The sequence below is a fragment of the Flavobacterium terrisoli genome, assembly GCF_030167905.1.
Classification (GTDB): domain Bacteria; phylum Bacteroidota; class Bacteroidia; order Flavobacteriales; family Flavobacteriaceae; genus Flavobacterium; species Flavobacterium terrisoli.
This window is the reverse complement of sequence record NZ_JARGNA010000004.1, coordinates 231999-248394: the sequence shown is the minus strand read 5'-3', so window position 1 is coordinate 248394 and position 16396 is coordinate 231999. Positions and strand designations below refer to the sequence as shown.

The 16396-nt window shown below is 38.0% G+C and carries 17 protein-coding genes; 9 read left to right on the top strand and 8 right to left on the bottom strand.

Features of this window, described 5'->3' with window-relative positions; translation table 11 throughout:
- Positions 1 to 12: 12 nt before the first annotated feature.
- Both P1K33_RS06930 and P1K33_RS06925 read left to right on the top strand, forming a co-directional pair.
- A complete protein-coding gene (locus P1K33_RS06930; protein ID WP_284652190.1) occupies positions 13 to 297 on the top strand; it encodes a DUF3817 domain-containing protein in 285 nt (94 codons plus the stop codon).
- Complete coding sequence (locus P1K33_RS06925; protein ID WP_284652189.1) at positions 290 to 1552, top strand: mechanosensitive ion channel family protein; 1263 nt, start codon at positions 290 to 292, stop codon at positions 1550 to 1552. The genes P1K33_RS06930 and P1K33_RS06925 overlap by 8 nt, the downstream gene beginning before the upstream one ends.
- Here the strand turns inward: P1K33_RS06925 and P1K33_RS06920 are convergent.
- Complete coding sequence (locus P1K33_RS06920) at positions 1546 to 1938, bottom strand: acyl-CoA thioesterase (RefSeq protein ID WP_284652188.1); 393 nt, start codon at positions 1936 to 1938, stop codon at positions 1546 to 1548. The two genes, P1K33_RS06925 and P1K33_RS06920, sit on opposite strands and share 7 nt — an antisense overlap.
- Before the next feature lie 202 nt (positions 1939 to 2140).
- On the opposite strand from P1K33_RS06920, the gene P1K33_RS06915 reads away from it, so the two are divergent.
- The 7 genes from P1K33_RS06915 to P1K33_RS06885 all read left to right on the top strand — a co-directional run bounded on the left by P1K33_RS06915 (position 2141) and on the right by P1K33_RS06885 (position 9210).
- A complete protein-coding gene (locus tag P1K33_RS06915) occupies positions 2141 to 3466 on the top strand; it encodes an OmpA family protein (RefSeq protein WP_284652187.1) in 1326 nt (441 codons plus the stop codon).
- A gap of 115 nt (positions 3467 to 3581) precedes the next feature.
- Entirely contained in the window at positions 3582 to 3974 is a 393-nt protein-coding gene (locus P1K33_RS06910) for a glyoxalase (RefSeq protein ID WP_284652186.1), read from the top strand.
- Between the two features lie 245 nt (positions 3975 to 4219).
- Entirely contained in the window at positions 4220 to 4933 is a 714-nt protein-coding gene (locus tag P1K33_RS06905) for an alpha/beta hydrolase-fold protein (RefSeq protein ID WP_284652185.1), read from the top strand.
- 63 nt (positions 4934 to 4996) lie between these two features.
- Positions 4997 to 5944, top strand: coding sequence for an ATP-grasp domain-containing protein (locus P1K33_RS06900; RefSeq protein ID WP_284652184.1), 948 nt, complete (start codon positions 4997 to 4999; stop codon positions 5942 to 5944).
- 31 nt (positions 5945 to 5975) lie between these two features.
- Positions 5976 to 7082, top strand: a complete 1107-nt coding sequence (locus P1K33_RS06895) for a carboxylate-amine ligase (protein WP_284652301.1) — start codon at positions 5976 to 5978, stop codon at positions 7080 to 7082.
- Between the two features lie 100 nt (positions 7083 to 7182).
- On the top strand, positions 7183 to 8007 hold the full coding sequence (locus P1K33_RS06890) for a type 1 glutamine amidotransferase (protein ID WP_284652183.1): 825 nt from the start codon (positions 7183 to 7185) through the stop codon (positions 8005 to 8007).
- A gap of 9 nt (positions 8008 to 8016) precedes the next feature.
- Entirely contained in the window at positions 8017 to 9210 is a 1194-nt protein-coding gene (locus P1K33_RS06885) for a hypothetical protein (protein ID WP_284652182.1), read from the top strand.
- On the opposite strand, the gene P1K33_RS06880 is transcribed toward P1K33_RS06885, so the two are convergent.
- The 7 genes from P1K33_RS06880 to P1K33_RS06850 all read right to left on the bottom strand — a co-directional run bounded on the left by P1K33_RS06880 (position 9207) and on the right by P1K33_RS06850 (position 16355).
- Positions 9207 to 9752, bottom strand: coding sequence for a hypothetical protein (locus tag P1K33_RS06880; protein WP_284652181.1), 546 nt, complete (start codon positions 9750 to 9752; stop codon positions 9207 to 9209). The two genes, P1K33_RS06885 and P1K33_RS06880, sit on opposite strands and share 4 nt — an antisense overlap.
- Positions 9753 to 9755: 3 nt before the next feature.
- Positions 9756 to 10973, bottom strand: coding sequence for an ATP-grasp domain-containing protein (locus P1K33_RS06875; protein WP_284652180.1), 1218 nt, complete (start codon positions 10971 to 10973; stop codon positions 9756 to 9758).
- Between the two features lie 3 nt (positions 10974 to 10976).
- Positions 10977 to 12398: a leucyl aminopeptidase family protein gene (locus tag P1K33_RS06870; protein ID WP_284652179.1), complete on the bottom strand. Its 1422-nt coding sequence runs from the start codon at positions 12396 to 12398 to the stop codon at positions 10977 to 10979.
- Between the two features lie 3 nt (positions 12399 to 12401).
- The gene (locus P1K33_RS06865) at positions 12402 to 13544 is read right to left on the bottom strand and encodes an alpha/beta hydrolase (RefSeq protein ID WP_284652178.1); all 1143 of its coding nucleotides are present in this window, start codon (positions 13542 to 13544) and stop codon (positions 12402 to 12404) included.
- A 188-nt stretch (positions 13545 to 13732) separates the two neighbouring features.
- Positions 13733 to 14230, bottom strand: coding sequence for a DUF2231 domain-containing protein (locus tag P1K33_RS06860; RefSeq protein WP_284652177.1), 498 nt, complete (start codon positions 14228 to 14230; stop codon positions 13733 to 13735).
- Between the two features lie 71 nt (positions 14231 to 14301).
- Positions 14302 to 15684, bottom strand: a complete 1383-nt coding sequence (locus tag P1K33_RS06855) for a sensor histidine kinase (protein WP_284652176.1) — start codon at positions 15682 to 15684, stop codon at positions 14302 to 14304.
- A gap of 2 nt (positions 15685 to 15686) precedes the next feature.
- On the bottom strand, positions 15687 to 16355 hold the full coding sequence (locus P1K33_RS06850; protein WP_284652175.1) for a response regulator transcription factor: 669 nt from the start codon (positions 16353 to 16355) through the stop codon (positions 15687 to 15689).
- Between the last annotated feature and the right edge of the window lie 41 nt (positions 16356 to 16396).

Genomic DNA, 16396 nt, shown 5'->3' with positions numbered 1-16396 from the left:
AATAAAAAAATCATGACCAAGCTTTTTAAGTTCATCGCCATCTCTGAAGGTATTTCCTATTTAGTTTTATTCTTTAATATGTTAGTCATCAAGCCAACAAATATGGATTTGTATAAAACATTACTGTTTCCGATTGGAATGGCACATGGATTATTATTCATTGCTTATGTTGTATTGGCATTGGCTATTTTCAAAAAGCAAAACTGGAGCCTAAAAGAATTGTTTTTGGTTGAATTAGCCTCACTATTGCCGTTTGCTACTTTTTATGTTGAGAAAAAATACGTGAGAAATGCATAAAGTCGTTGAGAAAATATTTGGCTGGAGTTATCCGCTGTTCAAAAAATGGGATTTTGGCGAAACCCTTTCTTCCTATTTGAGTTTGGCGATAAACATTATGGTCTTGATGTTCATTTCGTATATCATTTTTTTGATATTTCGGTTTGTTCTGGTCAGAACCATGATTATCGTTGCCCGAAGAACCAAAACCAAATTCGATGATTTATTGGTTTCCAATAAAACAGCCAAATACATTGCCCACCTTATTCCACTGTTGTTTATCTACAAATCGGTTCCTATTATATTAGAAAACTTTGTGTATTGGGAAGGCATTTTTGGGAAACTGGTCGCGATTTATATCGTATTGCTGAGTTTGTGGATTATTAAAACCATACTCAACGCTTTCCGTGATCATTTGAAATCCAATCCATCTTACAGCGATAAGCCAATCGATAGTTACATACAGGTAATTATGATAGTGCTGTGGGTTTTTGGGTTTATCATGATTGTTTCAAAAATCTTTGATATCAGTACCAATGCCATGTTGGGAACTTTCGGAGCGATTTCAGCGATTATCATTTTGATATTCAGAGATACCATTTTAGGGTTTGTGGCCAGTGTACAAGTGTCGCTAAATGATATGGTGCGTATTGGTGACTGGATTACGTTTGACAAATTTGGCGCTGATGGTGATGTCATCGAAATCAATTTGGCTACGGTAAAAGTTCGAAATTTTGACAACACTACAACGACGATTCCAACGTATAGCATGATTTCAGATTCTTTCAGAAACTGGCGCGGTATGCTGAATTCAGATGGTCGAAGAATCAAAAGGCATATTCTGATCAAGGCCAACAGTATTCGGTTTTTAGACGAGAATGAATTGCAGGAATTGAAAAAAATTCAGTTGGTTTCCGAATATATTGACCATCGCCAGGTTGAAATTGACAAGTTCAATAAGGCCAATCAAATTGATAAAACATTGTTGATTAACGGAAGAAACATGACCAACTTTGGTTTGTTCCGAAAGTATATTACCCAATATCTGAGTCAGTATCCGGGCTTGAATAAGGATATGATTTTGCTTTGTCGTCAACTACAGCCAACGGCTCAGGGAATTCCGTTGGAAATTTATACGTTTTCAAAAGACCAGAGATTTGAGAATTACGAATACATTATGGCCGATATCTTCGACCATATCTTTGCTTCTGTTCCTTATTTTGATTTGCAGATTTACGAAATGCCTTCGGGTAAAAGTGATTTTGTAGATCAATAACCGGTCAGTCTGTCCTGGATATATTCTATTTGTGTTTTCCCGTGTGGTTTTGGTTTGCCGTCAGGTCCAAGACTTACCATAGTAATGGTGTCAATGGTGATGATGATTTCACGGGTCATCATATTTCTCACCTGACAAGTCAATGTTAATGATGATCTGCCAAATGCTACAACATCAATCCCAATTTCAACAATGTCGCCTTGTTTGGCTGAGCTTCTGAAATTAATCTCCGACATATGCTTGGTGACAATCTTTGGATTCTCTAATTGAACAATCGAATACAAGGCTAATTCTTCATCAATCCAAGCTAAAAGTTTTCCCCCGAATAAAGTACTGTTGGGATTTAAATCTTCCGGTTTTACCCATTTTCTGGTATGGAATCTCATATTTTCTTATTTTTTTCCATAACAAAATTAAGAATTTCAGACTGAGCAATTTACCAGTTTGGCAATTTATTAACCGAAATCGATTTCATAGGAAGAAAATCAATGTTATCAATTCGATAATGAGTAAAAAAGTTGATTATTAACTCTAAACATTTATATTTGCAACAATTAACATTTAATTATTATATTAAATCTTTCAAGTATGAAAAAAAACCTACTGACATTATTTGCATTTTTAGCATTCTATATGGCTAATGCTCAAGTTGCTGTTGACACAACAGGAGTTCTTGGTGATAGCTATAACAAGTGGTCAATTGAAGTTACGGTTGGTCAAGGAAAAGGTGTTAAACCTTATGCAGATGGGTATTATTCAAGCAACCCTGAGAAATTTTTCGGCCGTTTACAGGCTAATAGTTTCAGTTTAGGTGCTCGTTATATGGTTAGCCCTAAATTCGGACTTAAGTTTGATGTAAGCTACGATAAATTTAACAATCAGTCAGGGAGCGGAAGCTTACCTTTTGAATTAAGACAATACAGATTAGGTTTTCAGGGAGTTGTTAATGCCGTTCGTTTGTTTGGTATTGAAGAAGCTGCCGGAAGATTTGGACTATTGCTTCATGGTGGTTTGCAGTTAGCGGCAATGACACCGGAAAAAGTGGGTCCGCCAAGACCGGGGATTACTGGTTCTACAGAATATAATGGTGGTTTAATTGTTGGTTTTTCTCCCCAATTCAGAATAACCAAGTCATTAGCTATTATTACTGATTTTAGTGTTTTAAACAACTACAGACAACATTATAACTGGGATGGTTCTTATTCTGAAAAGTCTAATAACTTATCAGGACAGATGGTGGTAACCTCTCTTGGTTTATCGTTTTCTTTCGGAAACGAGAAAATCCACGGAGACTGGGCAATTATCCAGGACAAGAAAGACAAAGAGCTTGCTGAGTTGAATAACAGAATCGGTGAAATCGAAACATTGATGAATGATGCCGATAAAGATGGTGTCCCTGATTATTTAGATGTTGAAAACAATTCTATTGCAGGTGTTGCAGTTGATACTAAAGGTAGAATGGTTGATAAAAATACTAATGGTGTGCCGGATGAGCTAGAGAAATATATTGACAGCTCAATTACCAATAACAATAACACTAACAATACGACACTGTCTAAAAATATGTTAGAGCAATTAATCAATGAAGGTTACATTGCGGCTTACTTCGATAAGAGTTATGCTCAACCAAACCCTTCTTCTGCGGATAACATTGGTTTCGTGTTGAATTACTTAAGAAACAATCCAACAGCTTCTCTTGAAATTTCAGGTTATGCAGATGAAGTTGGTAACAGTGCTAAAAACGAGAAATTGGCAGCCGACAGAGCTGAAAACGTAAAAGCTATCTTAGTTAAAGCAGGTATCAATCCTTCACGCTTAGTGGCTAAAGGCGCCGGAATTGACAGTTCAGTTGATAAAAACTCTGAGTATGCGAGACGCTTAGTTCGTAAGGCAGTATTCAAGATAACTAATTAACAATTAATTATTGATAACTATAATATGACCTCTGTTTTTCAACAGAGGTTTTTTTATAACTTTCAATTATTGATATGAAGAGTTTATAGAATGCTTAACCTTTAAAATAAATACCATGGAAGCTCGAGATAACAACGTTCTAGAATTAAGAGGAGAATCTTTAGGAACAATCACCAATCAATCTTCAATCGAAGAAGTTTTCCAGAATAAAACCCTTCGCCCTATTTTAAAGTTACAGAATGATTTGTTCATTCAGGTATTTATCAATTATGCCATGAAGCAAAAGAATGTTTTCTTTTCATTGACTCCCGAAAAGAAAATGGCCTATGTTGAAAATGTCATCCAAAGAGACATCAAATTCAGAAACTCATTAAAAGGAATGGTCATCGCTTTTTTTACCTTAGATGAGTATGCTGAGTACATACAAAATTCATCCAACCTCAATAAGCGCATGATGAATATGCTGATTGAAAGACTCAAAAGTCAAATTCAATTAATTGAAGTTTAGGCTTGCTTTCACCTGTTTAGCTGCGAAAAGCACTATTTTAACTACTGTTTAGGCATAGTAGCCCGCTTCTTGTGCTTTGGATTCTTGACAATAATTAAATTCCGTATTTGTATTTGCCGCTTTTTTTGGGGAATTTTCAAAAACTAAATATTAATAAATATTTTATCGTAAAATTTAATAAGATTCAAAGTTTTGCGCATTTCACAACGAATTTTTCATTATAATTGTTAAAACGAATAACAATTATGAAAGAGGAGTATTTTAAGTGGTATTCGCCTAATCTGAGCCGGGAAATCCAAATGCTTGTTTTTGGTCATTCCGGTTATCCTATCATCCTCTTCCCTACTTCTATGGGAAGTTATCACGAAAACAAAGACCAAGGTTTAATCGAAAGTGCCCGCTGGTATATCGAGCAAGGCTTGGTGCAAATATTTTGCCCTGATAGCATTGATAAAGACAGTTTTTACAATAAAAGCATTCATCCTGTTCATCGCATACAAAACCATGTTTGGTACGATAAAATGATTTGCCATGAAATTGTCGAAAAAGTAAAAAATAATACTTATTCAGGGAAAGTGGCTGTAGCCGGTTGCAGTTTTGGGGGTTATCATGCTGTCAACTTTGCTTTCAAGCATCCCGGTTATGTTAGTCATATGTTTTCTATGAGTGGTGCGTTTTCCATCAAAAGTTTTATGGATGGCCATTGGGATGACAATGTCTTTTACAATAGCCCTGAGGATTATTTATACGGACTCAATGATGGCGAATTGTGGAATATGGATATCATACTAGGTACTTCCAACTGGGATATTTGTTTTGATGCCAATTTGAAGCTGAGCAAAATCCTGTCCCAAAGAGAGATGCCACATTGGTTGGACATTCGTCAAAACCGCGAACACGATTGGCCGGTCTGGCGCGAAATGTTTCCACATTATTTATCGAGAATTAAATTTTTTTAACATAACATAATCAGAATTAAGACACACGAGCGCAGCGAACTGACGCAGTAAAACACAAGAGATATGAAAAAGATTGGTATTTTATTCGGAATGGAAGATACTTTCCCTTACGCCTTCATTGAAAGGGTAAACTCAAAAAACGAAAAAGACATTATCGCCGAAGCGGTAACTATAGATAAAGTAGTGCAAAATAAAGGAGGCGAATATGCAGTCATCATCGACAGGATTTCACAAGATGTTCCGTTTTATCGCGCCTATCTCAAAAATGCAGCTTTAACCGGAACAAACGTGATTAATAATCCGTTTTGGTGGAGCGCTGATGACAAGTTCTTTAATAACTGTTTGGCCGATACCTTAGGCGTTCCGCTGCCCAATACCGTAATTCTGCCATCGGCAGAACATCCAACTGATACGACTTCCAAATCATTCAGAAACCTCAAATACCCAATGGATTGGGAAGGTATTTTTGAATATATCGGATTTCCGGCCTATATGAAACCTTATGCCGGCGGTGGTTGGAAAAACGTTTATCGATTGGAAAACAAGGAAGAGTTCTTTGAAAAGCACCGTGAAACCGGACAATTGGTGATGCTGTTGCAGGAAGAAATCGTTTTTCAGGATTATTATCGCGTGTATTGTTTGGGCGGAAAAGCCGTTAGGATCATGCCCTACGAACCAAGAAATCCGCACCATTTAAGATATGTCGTCGAAAACCCGAATACCGATAAAAAATTGATGGCAACGATTAAGGATTATACGCTTCGCCTTTGCAAAGGATTAGGTTATGATTTCAACACGGTGGAATTTGCCGTTCGTGACGGAATTCCCTACGCGATTGATTTTGGAAATCCGGCACCGGATGCCGAATATACTTCTGTAGGTGCCGAGAATTTCGAATGGGTTGTCGAAGAAGCCGCAAAAATGGCGATTGCTTTTGCCAAAAAACAAAAACCGGGAAAAATCAACCTAACCTGGGGTTCATTTATTAAAGAAGCTGCAACAGGAAAATAAAACTCTCTACCAATTAAAAAGAGAAATCATGATTAGAAAACTACCTGTATTTACACTCGGAGTTGAAGAAGAATACCAAATTATAGATCCGGAAACCCGTGATTTGCGGTCGCATTTATCCAAAATTGTCGATGGTGCCAAAATCATCTTAAACGAACAGGTAAAGGCTGAAATGCACCAGTCTGTGGTGGAAGTCGGAACCAATATTTGTAAAAATGTTAAGGAAGCCAAAGCCGAAATTAAATTCCTACGCAGCAAAATTGTTGAACTGGCGGCCAAGCAAAACCTCGTTGTCGGCGGCGCCGGAACGCATCCTTTTTCACGCTGGCAGGACCAACCCATTACCGATGATCCAAGATACCATCACATTGTGAACGAATTGCAGGATGCTGCGCGTTCCAATTTGATTTTTGGGATGCATTGCCATGTTGGGATTGAAAACCGCGAAATTGGTTTGCAGTTGATGAATCAGGCGACTTACTTCCTGCCGCATATTTTTGCACTGTCAACCAATTCTCCTTTCTGGGAAGGACGAAATACCGGTTATAAATCTTTTAGGACTAAGGTTTTTGACAAGTTTCCGCGTACCGGTTTACCCGAATATTTCGATAGCGTGCAATCGTATGATAATTATCTTGAGACTTTGGTGAAAACCAAATGTATCGACAACCCAAAAAAAATCTGGTGGGATTTGCGCTTGCATCCGTTCTATGATACTATTGAGTTTCGCATCACCGATATGAGTTTGACCGTTGATGAAGCCATGTGTATTGTGGCCTTAATCCAAGCTGTTGTGGCGAAGTTGTACAAATTGACCATGGCTAATACCAGTTTCAACATCTACCGAATTGCTTTGATTAAAGAGAATAAATTCCGTGCTGCACGTTATGGAATTGACAATCATATGATTGATTTTGGTCTGCAACAGGAAGTTGATACCAAATGCCTGATTTTGGAATTATTGGAATTTGTCGATGATGTGGTGGATGAATTAGGCAGTCGTGACGAAATCAATTTTGTGCACAATATTTTAAGAGATGGAACCGGAGCCGATAAACAATTGGCTGTTTTTGAGAATACGCAGGATTTGACTAAAGTGGTAGATATGATTACCAGCGAATTTACCAAAGGATTATAAATTCAGCAGTTTGCTGTTAATGTAATTGTTATTAACGCATTGTTAAAAAGGAAGCATTGATTGCGAATTGTTTAAATTTGCATCACCAAATTGTAAAAAAATGAGTCACCCCATTCGCATAGCGATTTTAGATATGTACAACGGAGAGCCTAACCAAGGAATGCGTTGTATCATTGATATTGTCAACAGATTTAACCAAATTGTAACCTTTCAGATTTTTGATGTCAGAGGCAAATCAGAGTTTCCGGATATTAAGGAATTTGATATTTATATTTCAACAGGCGGACCCGGAAATCCTTTAGAAGGTGATGGCTGGGATTTGAAATGGTATGATTTTGTGGATGAATTGTGGAATTGGAACAAAGATCAGAAAGAAAAAAAACACATGTTGTTTATTTGTCATTCGTTCCAAATGGCTTGTCATCACTTCGGATTGGCGACAATCAATAAAAGAAAAGCCACTTCCTTTGGAGTCATGACCATTCACAAGACAGAAGCCGGAACCAATGACCCAATTTTAGAAGGTTTGAACAATCCATTTTATGCGATTGACAGCCGCGATTACCAGGTAGTTCAGCCTAAACTGAGCATTTTCAGCAAAAAAGGCGCCATGATTATTGCTTTGGAAAAAATGCGAAGCCATGTAGAATATGAACGTGCCATTATGGGCGTGCGTTTTTCGGATGAGTTTGTCGGATTGCAATTCCATCCTGAAGCAGATGCATTGAGTTTTGTAGCCAATTTAAAAAACAAGGAAAGACGCGAACATATCATTGCGATGAAAGGCAAAACCAAGTTCCGCGATATGTTGGAGGATTTATTGGACGAAGATAAAATCTATAAAACCAATGAAACCATTATCCCAAATTTCCTGCGCATAGCCATTAATGACCTGATGAAACACAGAAAATCGCTTTCCAATTAGATTTAGACAATGAATCCAAAATACCGACAACGCTTTAACGATAACTTTTCAGTGGCCAAATATGATGCCATGCAGGATGATATCACTTCTGATTTCAATTATAAAGTTACGTTTCGCATTGGCGAATCTCCATTTTTTATTCCGAATACATTAAAAGAGCAATTGCTGGAAGGTTGTCAGGAAGTTATTAGTTTCATTCAAAAGGACGAATTCAAATCACTTACCGACAGAGCTTTAGAATTGAACCGAAAAGTACCAAACGAAGACAATCATACTACGTTTTTGGCGATTGATTTTGGGATTTGTGAAGAAGATGGTGAAATTGTTCCCAAACTGATTGAAGTGCAAGGATTTCCTTCACTATTCAATTTTCAGAATCATCTGTCCCAAAAATTTGTCAACTACTACCCTTTTCTATCAGAGCTGACGCCGTTTCTGAGCGGTTTGAATCATGAGAGCTATTTGAAATTAATCGAAGAAGTAATTTGCAATGGTTTGCCAAAAGAGAATGTAATCCTTCTGGAAATCGAGCCCGAAAAGCAAAACACCAAAATTGATTTCTATTACTGCCACAGAGATTTAGGCATTTCGATTGTTTGTGTGACCGATTTATACGAAAAAGGAAATCAGTTATTCTATACAAATGAAAATGGCGAAGAAATTCAGGTAAAACGCATTTACAATCGTGTCATTTTTGACGAACTGGATTTGCGTACCGATTTAAAATTGAATTTTGACTTCTCCAAAAGCTACGATGTAGAATGGGCCGGTCATCCGAACTGGTTTTTCAGGATCAGTAAGTTTATCTTGCCGTATTTAAAAGGAAAATATTTCATTGAAACAACTTTGCTTTCTGATTTAAAGGAAATCCCGACTGATTTGGAAAACTATGTATTGAAACCATTGTTCTCCTTCTCCGGCAGTGGCGTAATCTTTCATGTAAAGCGTGAAGATATTGAAGCCGTAAAAGAAAAAGATTTATACATACTTCAGAAGAAAGTCAACTACAAACCTGTAATTCAATCGCCCGATGGCAAAGTCAAAGCCGAAGTCAGAATACTGGCAGTTTGGAAAAAAGACGCACCATCTCCTACTCTGGTTACAAACTTAGTGCGATTGAGTCGTGGAGAAATGATAGGCGTAAAATTCAATAAGGACAAAGACTGGGTTGGCGGAACAGTTGGAATGTTTGAACAAGACTAACCCAGATAAGCTTTTTTTACTTCTAAAAAAGTCTTGTTGGAATTCACTAATTCATTTACAATTTCTCTTCGCAGCACCTCAAAATCCTCATATTTTAAATACTTGGCCCAATCTTCCTGCGTCAGGACTTCTTTGATGGTTCGTATGATTTTAGCAGTTTCTTTGGCATTTCTTAACACGACTTTTTCATTGTTTTCTGCGGTGAGTTTGTGATAGAAATTCACTTCATTTGTTTCCCAATCGACTTTGACAAAAAATAATTTCGAAGTATCATCATTCGAATAAAAATCGGTCCAATGCGCAAAAGCCACAGTAACATTTTGGTTTTTAAATTCAGTCATCGGAATCAACCGCCAATGACAATTGGCCACTCTTCCCCAGTGATTGGAAATGCGGTACAACCCTTCAGCAGTGAAAATATATTGGCTACCCGATTGACTGGTATAGCTGATTTTCATGGCTGCGACTTCGGCAAAAGGCACTTCTTTCCAAATACAAAATGTATGAGAGTGAAAGTTAAGTTTGGTGTAGTTTTTTGTCAAAATCTAATGCAATTTTTTAACTGCTTCCTGTTGCGCCACAGTGGCAAAATCCCTGATTAATCGCTCGGCATAATCATCCAGCAGTTCACGCACACGGGCATGACTATCGCTTTTTACCACCAATCCGGCGTGGTATTCCAACGGCACCCTGAAACAAACTTCTCCATCACTGAATCCTGATAAATCGGGATGCTCAAACTTAGATAAGGTCAGGACAATGCCAGCGTATTCATTTTTGATTGCCGGAAGTTTATATTCTTTTTCTTTGACCAAAGCATTTTCTATTTTTGCCCATTCTGCCCAAAGGTTCACACCACAAGCCGCTTCGACCATTTCGGCCAAATGCGCACCGCCAACACGCGAAGCCGTTTCTAAAAAGTAGATCTTGCCATCATCATTGCATTTGATAAACTCAGTATGATTGGCGCCATGCTGCATACCAAAGGCTTTTAAAACCTGTTCATTTTGGGCTTTAATTTCTTTGTCATCTTTGGAATCATAAGGTATGTTGGCGCTTCTGAAGATACCGCCGCCCTGGGAGATTTCCATTGGTGTGGCCAAATATTGTGAGGTAATGGAAAACAAAGTTTTGCCGTGCCAATTCAATCCATCACAATGATAGACTGCTCCGGGTTTGAATTGTTCGACCAAATATTTGATGCGATTGTCACCCAGTTCATGGATTTTTTGCCAAAGTTCTTCTTTGGAATGTACTTTCATAATCCCCGAAGCTGAAGCTTCCGAACGCGGTTTTAAAACCCATGGCGGCGAAACAGTATCTGCATATTGATTGATTTCTTCGTCATTAAACAATGGGCTGAATGCCGGAATTGGAATGCCAGCCGCTTGTGCCCGCATTCTCATGGCCAACTTATCGCGGAAATATCTTCCAGTGGTTTGTCCCATCCCGGAGATTCTAAGATTCTCACGCAAATAGGCTGCTTTTTCAACATCAAAATCATCTAAAGCGACAATACCATCAATCTTTCTTTCGCGCATCAAACCGGCAACCCCAGCCAATAAATCTTCCAGGTTCCAATCAATATCCTGTCCGGGCATAAAATGAATTTCGTCAATATAATCAAAAGCCCACGGTTTGTCGCGCAGTTTTTCGGAAGTGATTAAGTAGACTTTATTGCCCTGCTTTTTTAAATTAATCAGGAAATCATTCCCTTTAAAATAATTAGAAATACAGATGAAATTCTTGATTGGACTTTCCATACGCTATAGATTTTCAATAAATTTAGTAATTAAATGTACGCCATAAGCCGTGGCATGTTTGGTCTTGGCGAATTCGTCATCGCCAAAAGCTACACCGGCTATATCCAAATGCGCCCAGGCTTTGTGCTCTTCGGTAAAATATTCTAAAAACTTCGCTGCCGAAATCGCTCCGGCAACCGGTTTCCCTGAATAGTTCTTGACATCGGCAATTTCACTGTCGATATCCGGCTTGTAAGCATCCCAAAGTGGCAACTGCCACAGTCTCTCTCCTATTGCATCACCTGATTCCTGTAGTTTTTTGGACAATTCAGCGTTATTGGTAAACAATCCGGCACATTCGTAGCCTAGCGTACCAACAACGCTTCCGGTTAATGTGGCCAAATCAATTACGGTTTCGGGCTTGTAATTCTTAATCAGATAAGACAAACCATCAACCAATATCAATCGGCCTTCTGCGTCTGTATCAATGATTTCAATTGAATGTCCGGCATAACTCTGAATGACATCACTTGGCATAAAGGAATGTGCGTCTACGGCGTTTTCACACGCAGGAACAATCGCTGTTACACGATAAGGCAGTTGCAAATCGGCAACCAATTGCATGGTTCCCAAAACCGCTCCGGCTCCGGCCATGTCACATTTCATCTGTACCATTCCCGCTGTTTTGATATTCAAGCCACCGGTATCAAAAGTGATTCCTTTCCCAACCAAACCGATATGTTTTTTGGCTTTTGCCGGTCTGTATTCCATGATAATGAATTGTGGTTCATTGGCACTGCCCTGACCCACAGCAAGAAACGAATGCAATCCGAGTTCTTTTGATTTTTCTTTACCAAAAACCGTTACGTCAAAACCATATTTTTTACCGGTTTCAGTTGCCCAATGGGCTAAGTATTTAGGGTTGACTTTATTTGGTGGTAAATCAACGAGGTTGAATGTTTCGAGTTGGGCATTGGCAATTTTAATGCCTTTATTGATAGCTTCCTCAACCTCGTTTTTTGAAATGTATTGCAATTCAAAATTATCATTGGTAAAAGGATGTGCTTCGCCTTTTTTGTAATGGCCTAAATCATAGGTGCCCAAAACCAATCCGGAAACAGCTGCTTCCACCTCATTTACGTTGAATTTATCAGGAAATACTAAGGCAACATTTGAGCCGAAAACTTCTTTCTGCTTGGCCGAAATTCTCCTGAAAATGGTTTTAATCGATTTATAATCAAGTTCTTTTCCAAGCCCAATAAAAATATGTGTGCAGTCGTATTTCTCCACCAAATAATGTGTGTCTTTCTTTCCGTAAAATACTTTTGCAGCAACAGAAACGCCATGGTATTCTATCGGCACGATGCTTTTGGCATTGGTTTCATAAACCGGAATCAGAATTGCTCCTGTGAATCCGTCTAAGGTTTTTATATGTTTTGTCTTCATAGTTTAATCTTCTTTATTACTGAAATAAATCCATTCAATCGCTTTTGGGAATTCATCACTCCAGTATCTTTCGTTGTGTTTGCCTTCCATATTGATGCTCAAACGCACTTTCATTTTATCGGCAAAGCCCTCTTTTTTTAGTAATCGTTTTTTGAAATTCTTGACATGGTCAATCATAGTGGCACTTTCATCGCCTCCGGCATACAGATAAATTCTGGTGTCCTGCGGTTCATCCATATCGAGGAAGGACAATTTAATCTTTGGCACAACCCAAAGCGATGGCGAGAAAATCATCAGTTTGCCAAAGATTTCAGGATACATAATCCCCGAAAAAATGCTGACCAATCCTCCCATTGAACTACCGCCAATTCCGGTGTATTCACGTTCAGGCTTGGTTCTGAAGTTATTATCAACAAAAGGTTTCAGCGTTTCGGTTACAAAACGAATGTACTTCTTGCCTTCTCCGGCACCCAAAACCGTATTGCCCACATTGTATTCCTTGATTCTTTCCTTTTCGGCATGTTCAACAGCGACGATGATGATTTTGCCAATCTTGTATTCGGCCATTACAGCCAACTTCTTATCGATTTCCCAGTTGCCATATTTGGCTTTCTCATTGAACAGATTCTGGGCATCCTGTAAATACAACACGGGATACGTCTCAGTGGATTTATCGTAATCGTGCGGTAATAATGCCCAAACCCTACGGGTTTTGTTCAATTGCGGGATTTCGAATTCTTCGGAAATCAGATGTACTTTGGGCAGAAACTTTGATTTAAATGGCAACCAATTGTGGCGCCATTTGGCCACATGTTCCTTACGAACACCATTGTGCTGCTTGCAACTTCTGTTTTCAGTTCTGTTTCCGAACTTGTCAATTTCCACTTCGCTCCAGTCTCCACGGGTGAATTTGTATAAAAGCTCGTCTGGATAAGTAAAATCGTGGGCAAACTTGTAGTGATACAAACCTTGTCCGACACGTTCCATTTCAAATTTTTTGTCTTGGGTTTCCCAGTTATTGAAGTTTCCGGAGATATAAACCGGTCTTTCGTCGTCTTCGTCAGTAGTTAAAATAATATTGAGTTGGGGTTCAATAATTTTCTTGATTGCTAAATCTTCCGCTACATTGTCTTCCGCTCTGCGCATGCTTAATTTCATTTTACGTAAAACGTAAATATACTTTATTGCCGTTTGATGGCAAAGCGTTTTGACAAAATTAGTAGATATTCTGTATTGCGCATTTTTTATTGAAATATTCCAATTTATATGGCTTTAAAATAAAAAAACCTAACAGAATTGGCTATTAGGTTTGTGTTTTATAATGTTTAAAGAGTCTAATCTTCTTCATGTTCATCTCCGTTTTCCGGAGTTGCAGTTTGCAAATTATTGGCATTGGCTCTGATTTCGGTGTGGCGAATTTCACCGCCTGAAGTACCAACTTCCTTTACCAAAACTACGGTAACTATAGTTAGCAGCAATGTGATCCAGGTGAATAATTTGGCTTTAGAATGCTTTTTAACGGTTGCGATTAAAGACAGTAAAGCAAAAGCACCAGTGATGTATAACACCAAAATGAATTTTTCGGCGAGTTCTTCATGGTTGTGAATGATTTTTTTGCCAACAGTTGGCATGTCTTCCACCAATTCTTCAGCGCCTTCACCGGTTGACATTGCGGCAAAGCCAAAGACAGCTGAAACAATTAACACTACAAAAGCTGTATTCTTTACTGCATTATTTTTAAAAACAATACCGGCAATTAAAATTCCCAATCCAAAAATCGTCCCGATAATTGGAAAATGGTTGACTAACATGTGTAAGTGTGCTTCGTTCATAGTTTGTTGTTTAGTTTAGTCAAAAATACTGCTAATTTACTTCCCAGAAAATGATAAATATCAGTTATTAACTATTTAGTAAAACCTAAAATGACTTTGGTACCTTCGTTTTCTTTGCTTTCAATCTGTAAATCGATTTGAAGCAAAAGAGACAATCTTTTCACAATAGACAATCCTAGTCCGGTTCCTTTGATTTCGGGATGTTCATTGGATTTAGAACGATAAAACTGGTCGAATATTTTCTGCAAATCTTCTTCAGCAATGCCTATTCCGTGATCGGAAACAGAACAAATCAATTCGTTTTCGCTTTCTAAAATGTCGAAATTAATCGTGTCATTTGGTTTTGAATATTTTACCGCATTGGTCAGGATGTTATTGACGATGATGCAAAGTAAATAGGAATCAGTGTTGATGTAGAAATCTTTAGAGAAATTGGCAATACACTTGATTTTCTTTTCTGCAATGATGGTTGTATTTCGGGATATGACATCAAGGAAAATGGCATTTAAAGAAACCCGTTCAATCTTTAAAGTTTGTTTTTGATTCTCAAAACGAGCCAACAAAAGCAGTTCGTCTACCAAATGATTCAAGCGGTTTACCTCACTAATACAAAAGTCTATTTTTTCTTTATATTCCTCAGGATTACGGGGTTTACGAATTAACACTTCTAAAGTTCCTTTAATAACTGCTAATGGAGTCCTGAGTTCGTGTGATGCATCAGATGTGAATTGTTTTTCGCGTTCAATGGCATTCTCAACCCTATCCAGTAAATTGTTGATGGTGTGTGACAAAATAAACAACTCATCACGGTTTTGTGGCAATGGAATTCTGGATTTCAGGTTGTCTTTGGTGATTACATTTGAAGTCTCAATAATGGAACTAATCGGCTTGATGCTTCTACCGGCAATAAATCGGGCGATAAGGAACAATACAATCAAGATGATTGGATAGGCTACTAAAAGAATGACAAACAGGTTGTGTAATACCATCGCTGAATCTTCCAATGACATGGCCACAATCAGATAGCCGATGATTTTGGTGCCTTGATACAGCGGAACCTGGATTTGTCTGACTGAAATATTGTCCAATCTTGTATCAAACAGTTCATTAACCGGAGCATCGGGTTTATAGGTCAGTTGTTTTTTCTTCAGATTGGGTGATTTTTCAACCAGCGCACCTAATTCATCAACAAACTGAATAAAAGCAGGGCTGACTTCAATTTTGTTAAACTGGCTGGTTTTCCATTCTTCTTCTTCAACCAATAAAACACAGTTTTCAATAACCTCGATCTCTTTTAAATGCTTGGCAACTTCGGTTTTAATTTCGTTATTCACCCTGATATAGACACTAAATCGCACGATGGAATAAATCACAAAGAAAACCACAAAAATCAATAATGCGGTCGTGATGATATAATTGGAGGCGATTCGGTTTTTAAAGGAAAGCTGTTGCATTTTTATTCGTCATTAGCGATATAACCAACACCACGAATGGTTTTGATATAATCTTCATCTACTTTTAGGTTTAGTTTTTTGCGTATAGCATTCATGAAAACATCAATTACACCGGTATCATATTCAAAATGAATATCCCAAACGTCCTGAATAATTTGGGTTCGGGAACAAACAGTTCCTTTGTTTTTTACCAAATAATGCAATAAATCAAACTCTTTTTGGGTTAGTGACACTTCTTTTTTATCGACAGTCACCTGATGTTTTTGCAGGTTGATTTCCACCGGACCAAGCGTTAGTATTTCATTTTCGGGTTGTTCACGCAATTGTACTTTGATGCGTTCAACCAGTTCATCAAAACTGAATGGCTTTTTTATGTAATCATTAGCACCAGCTTTTAATCCTTCAACCGTTTCCTGAACAGTGTCTTTGGCGGTTAGGAATATAATGGGAATCTTGGTATTTTGCTGTCTGATGGCTTTGCAGATTTCAAGCCCGGTCATTTTTGGCATCATCCAATCCAATAGAACCAAATCAAACTTTTCGCTTTGAAAAAGTTCGAGACCGGATTTTCCATTGTTGGCTGACGAAACCTGATAACCTTCTTCTTCTAAGCCTTGTTTTAAGAACAGGACGATTCCGTCTTCATCTTCGACTATTAGGATGTGTTTCATGAGTCATTGGGTTTGTTGTGCTAAAGTAGTACTTTTTATGT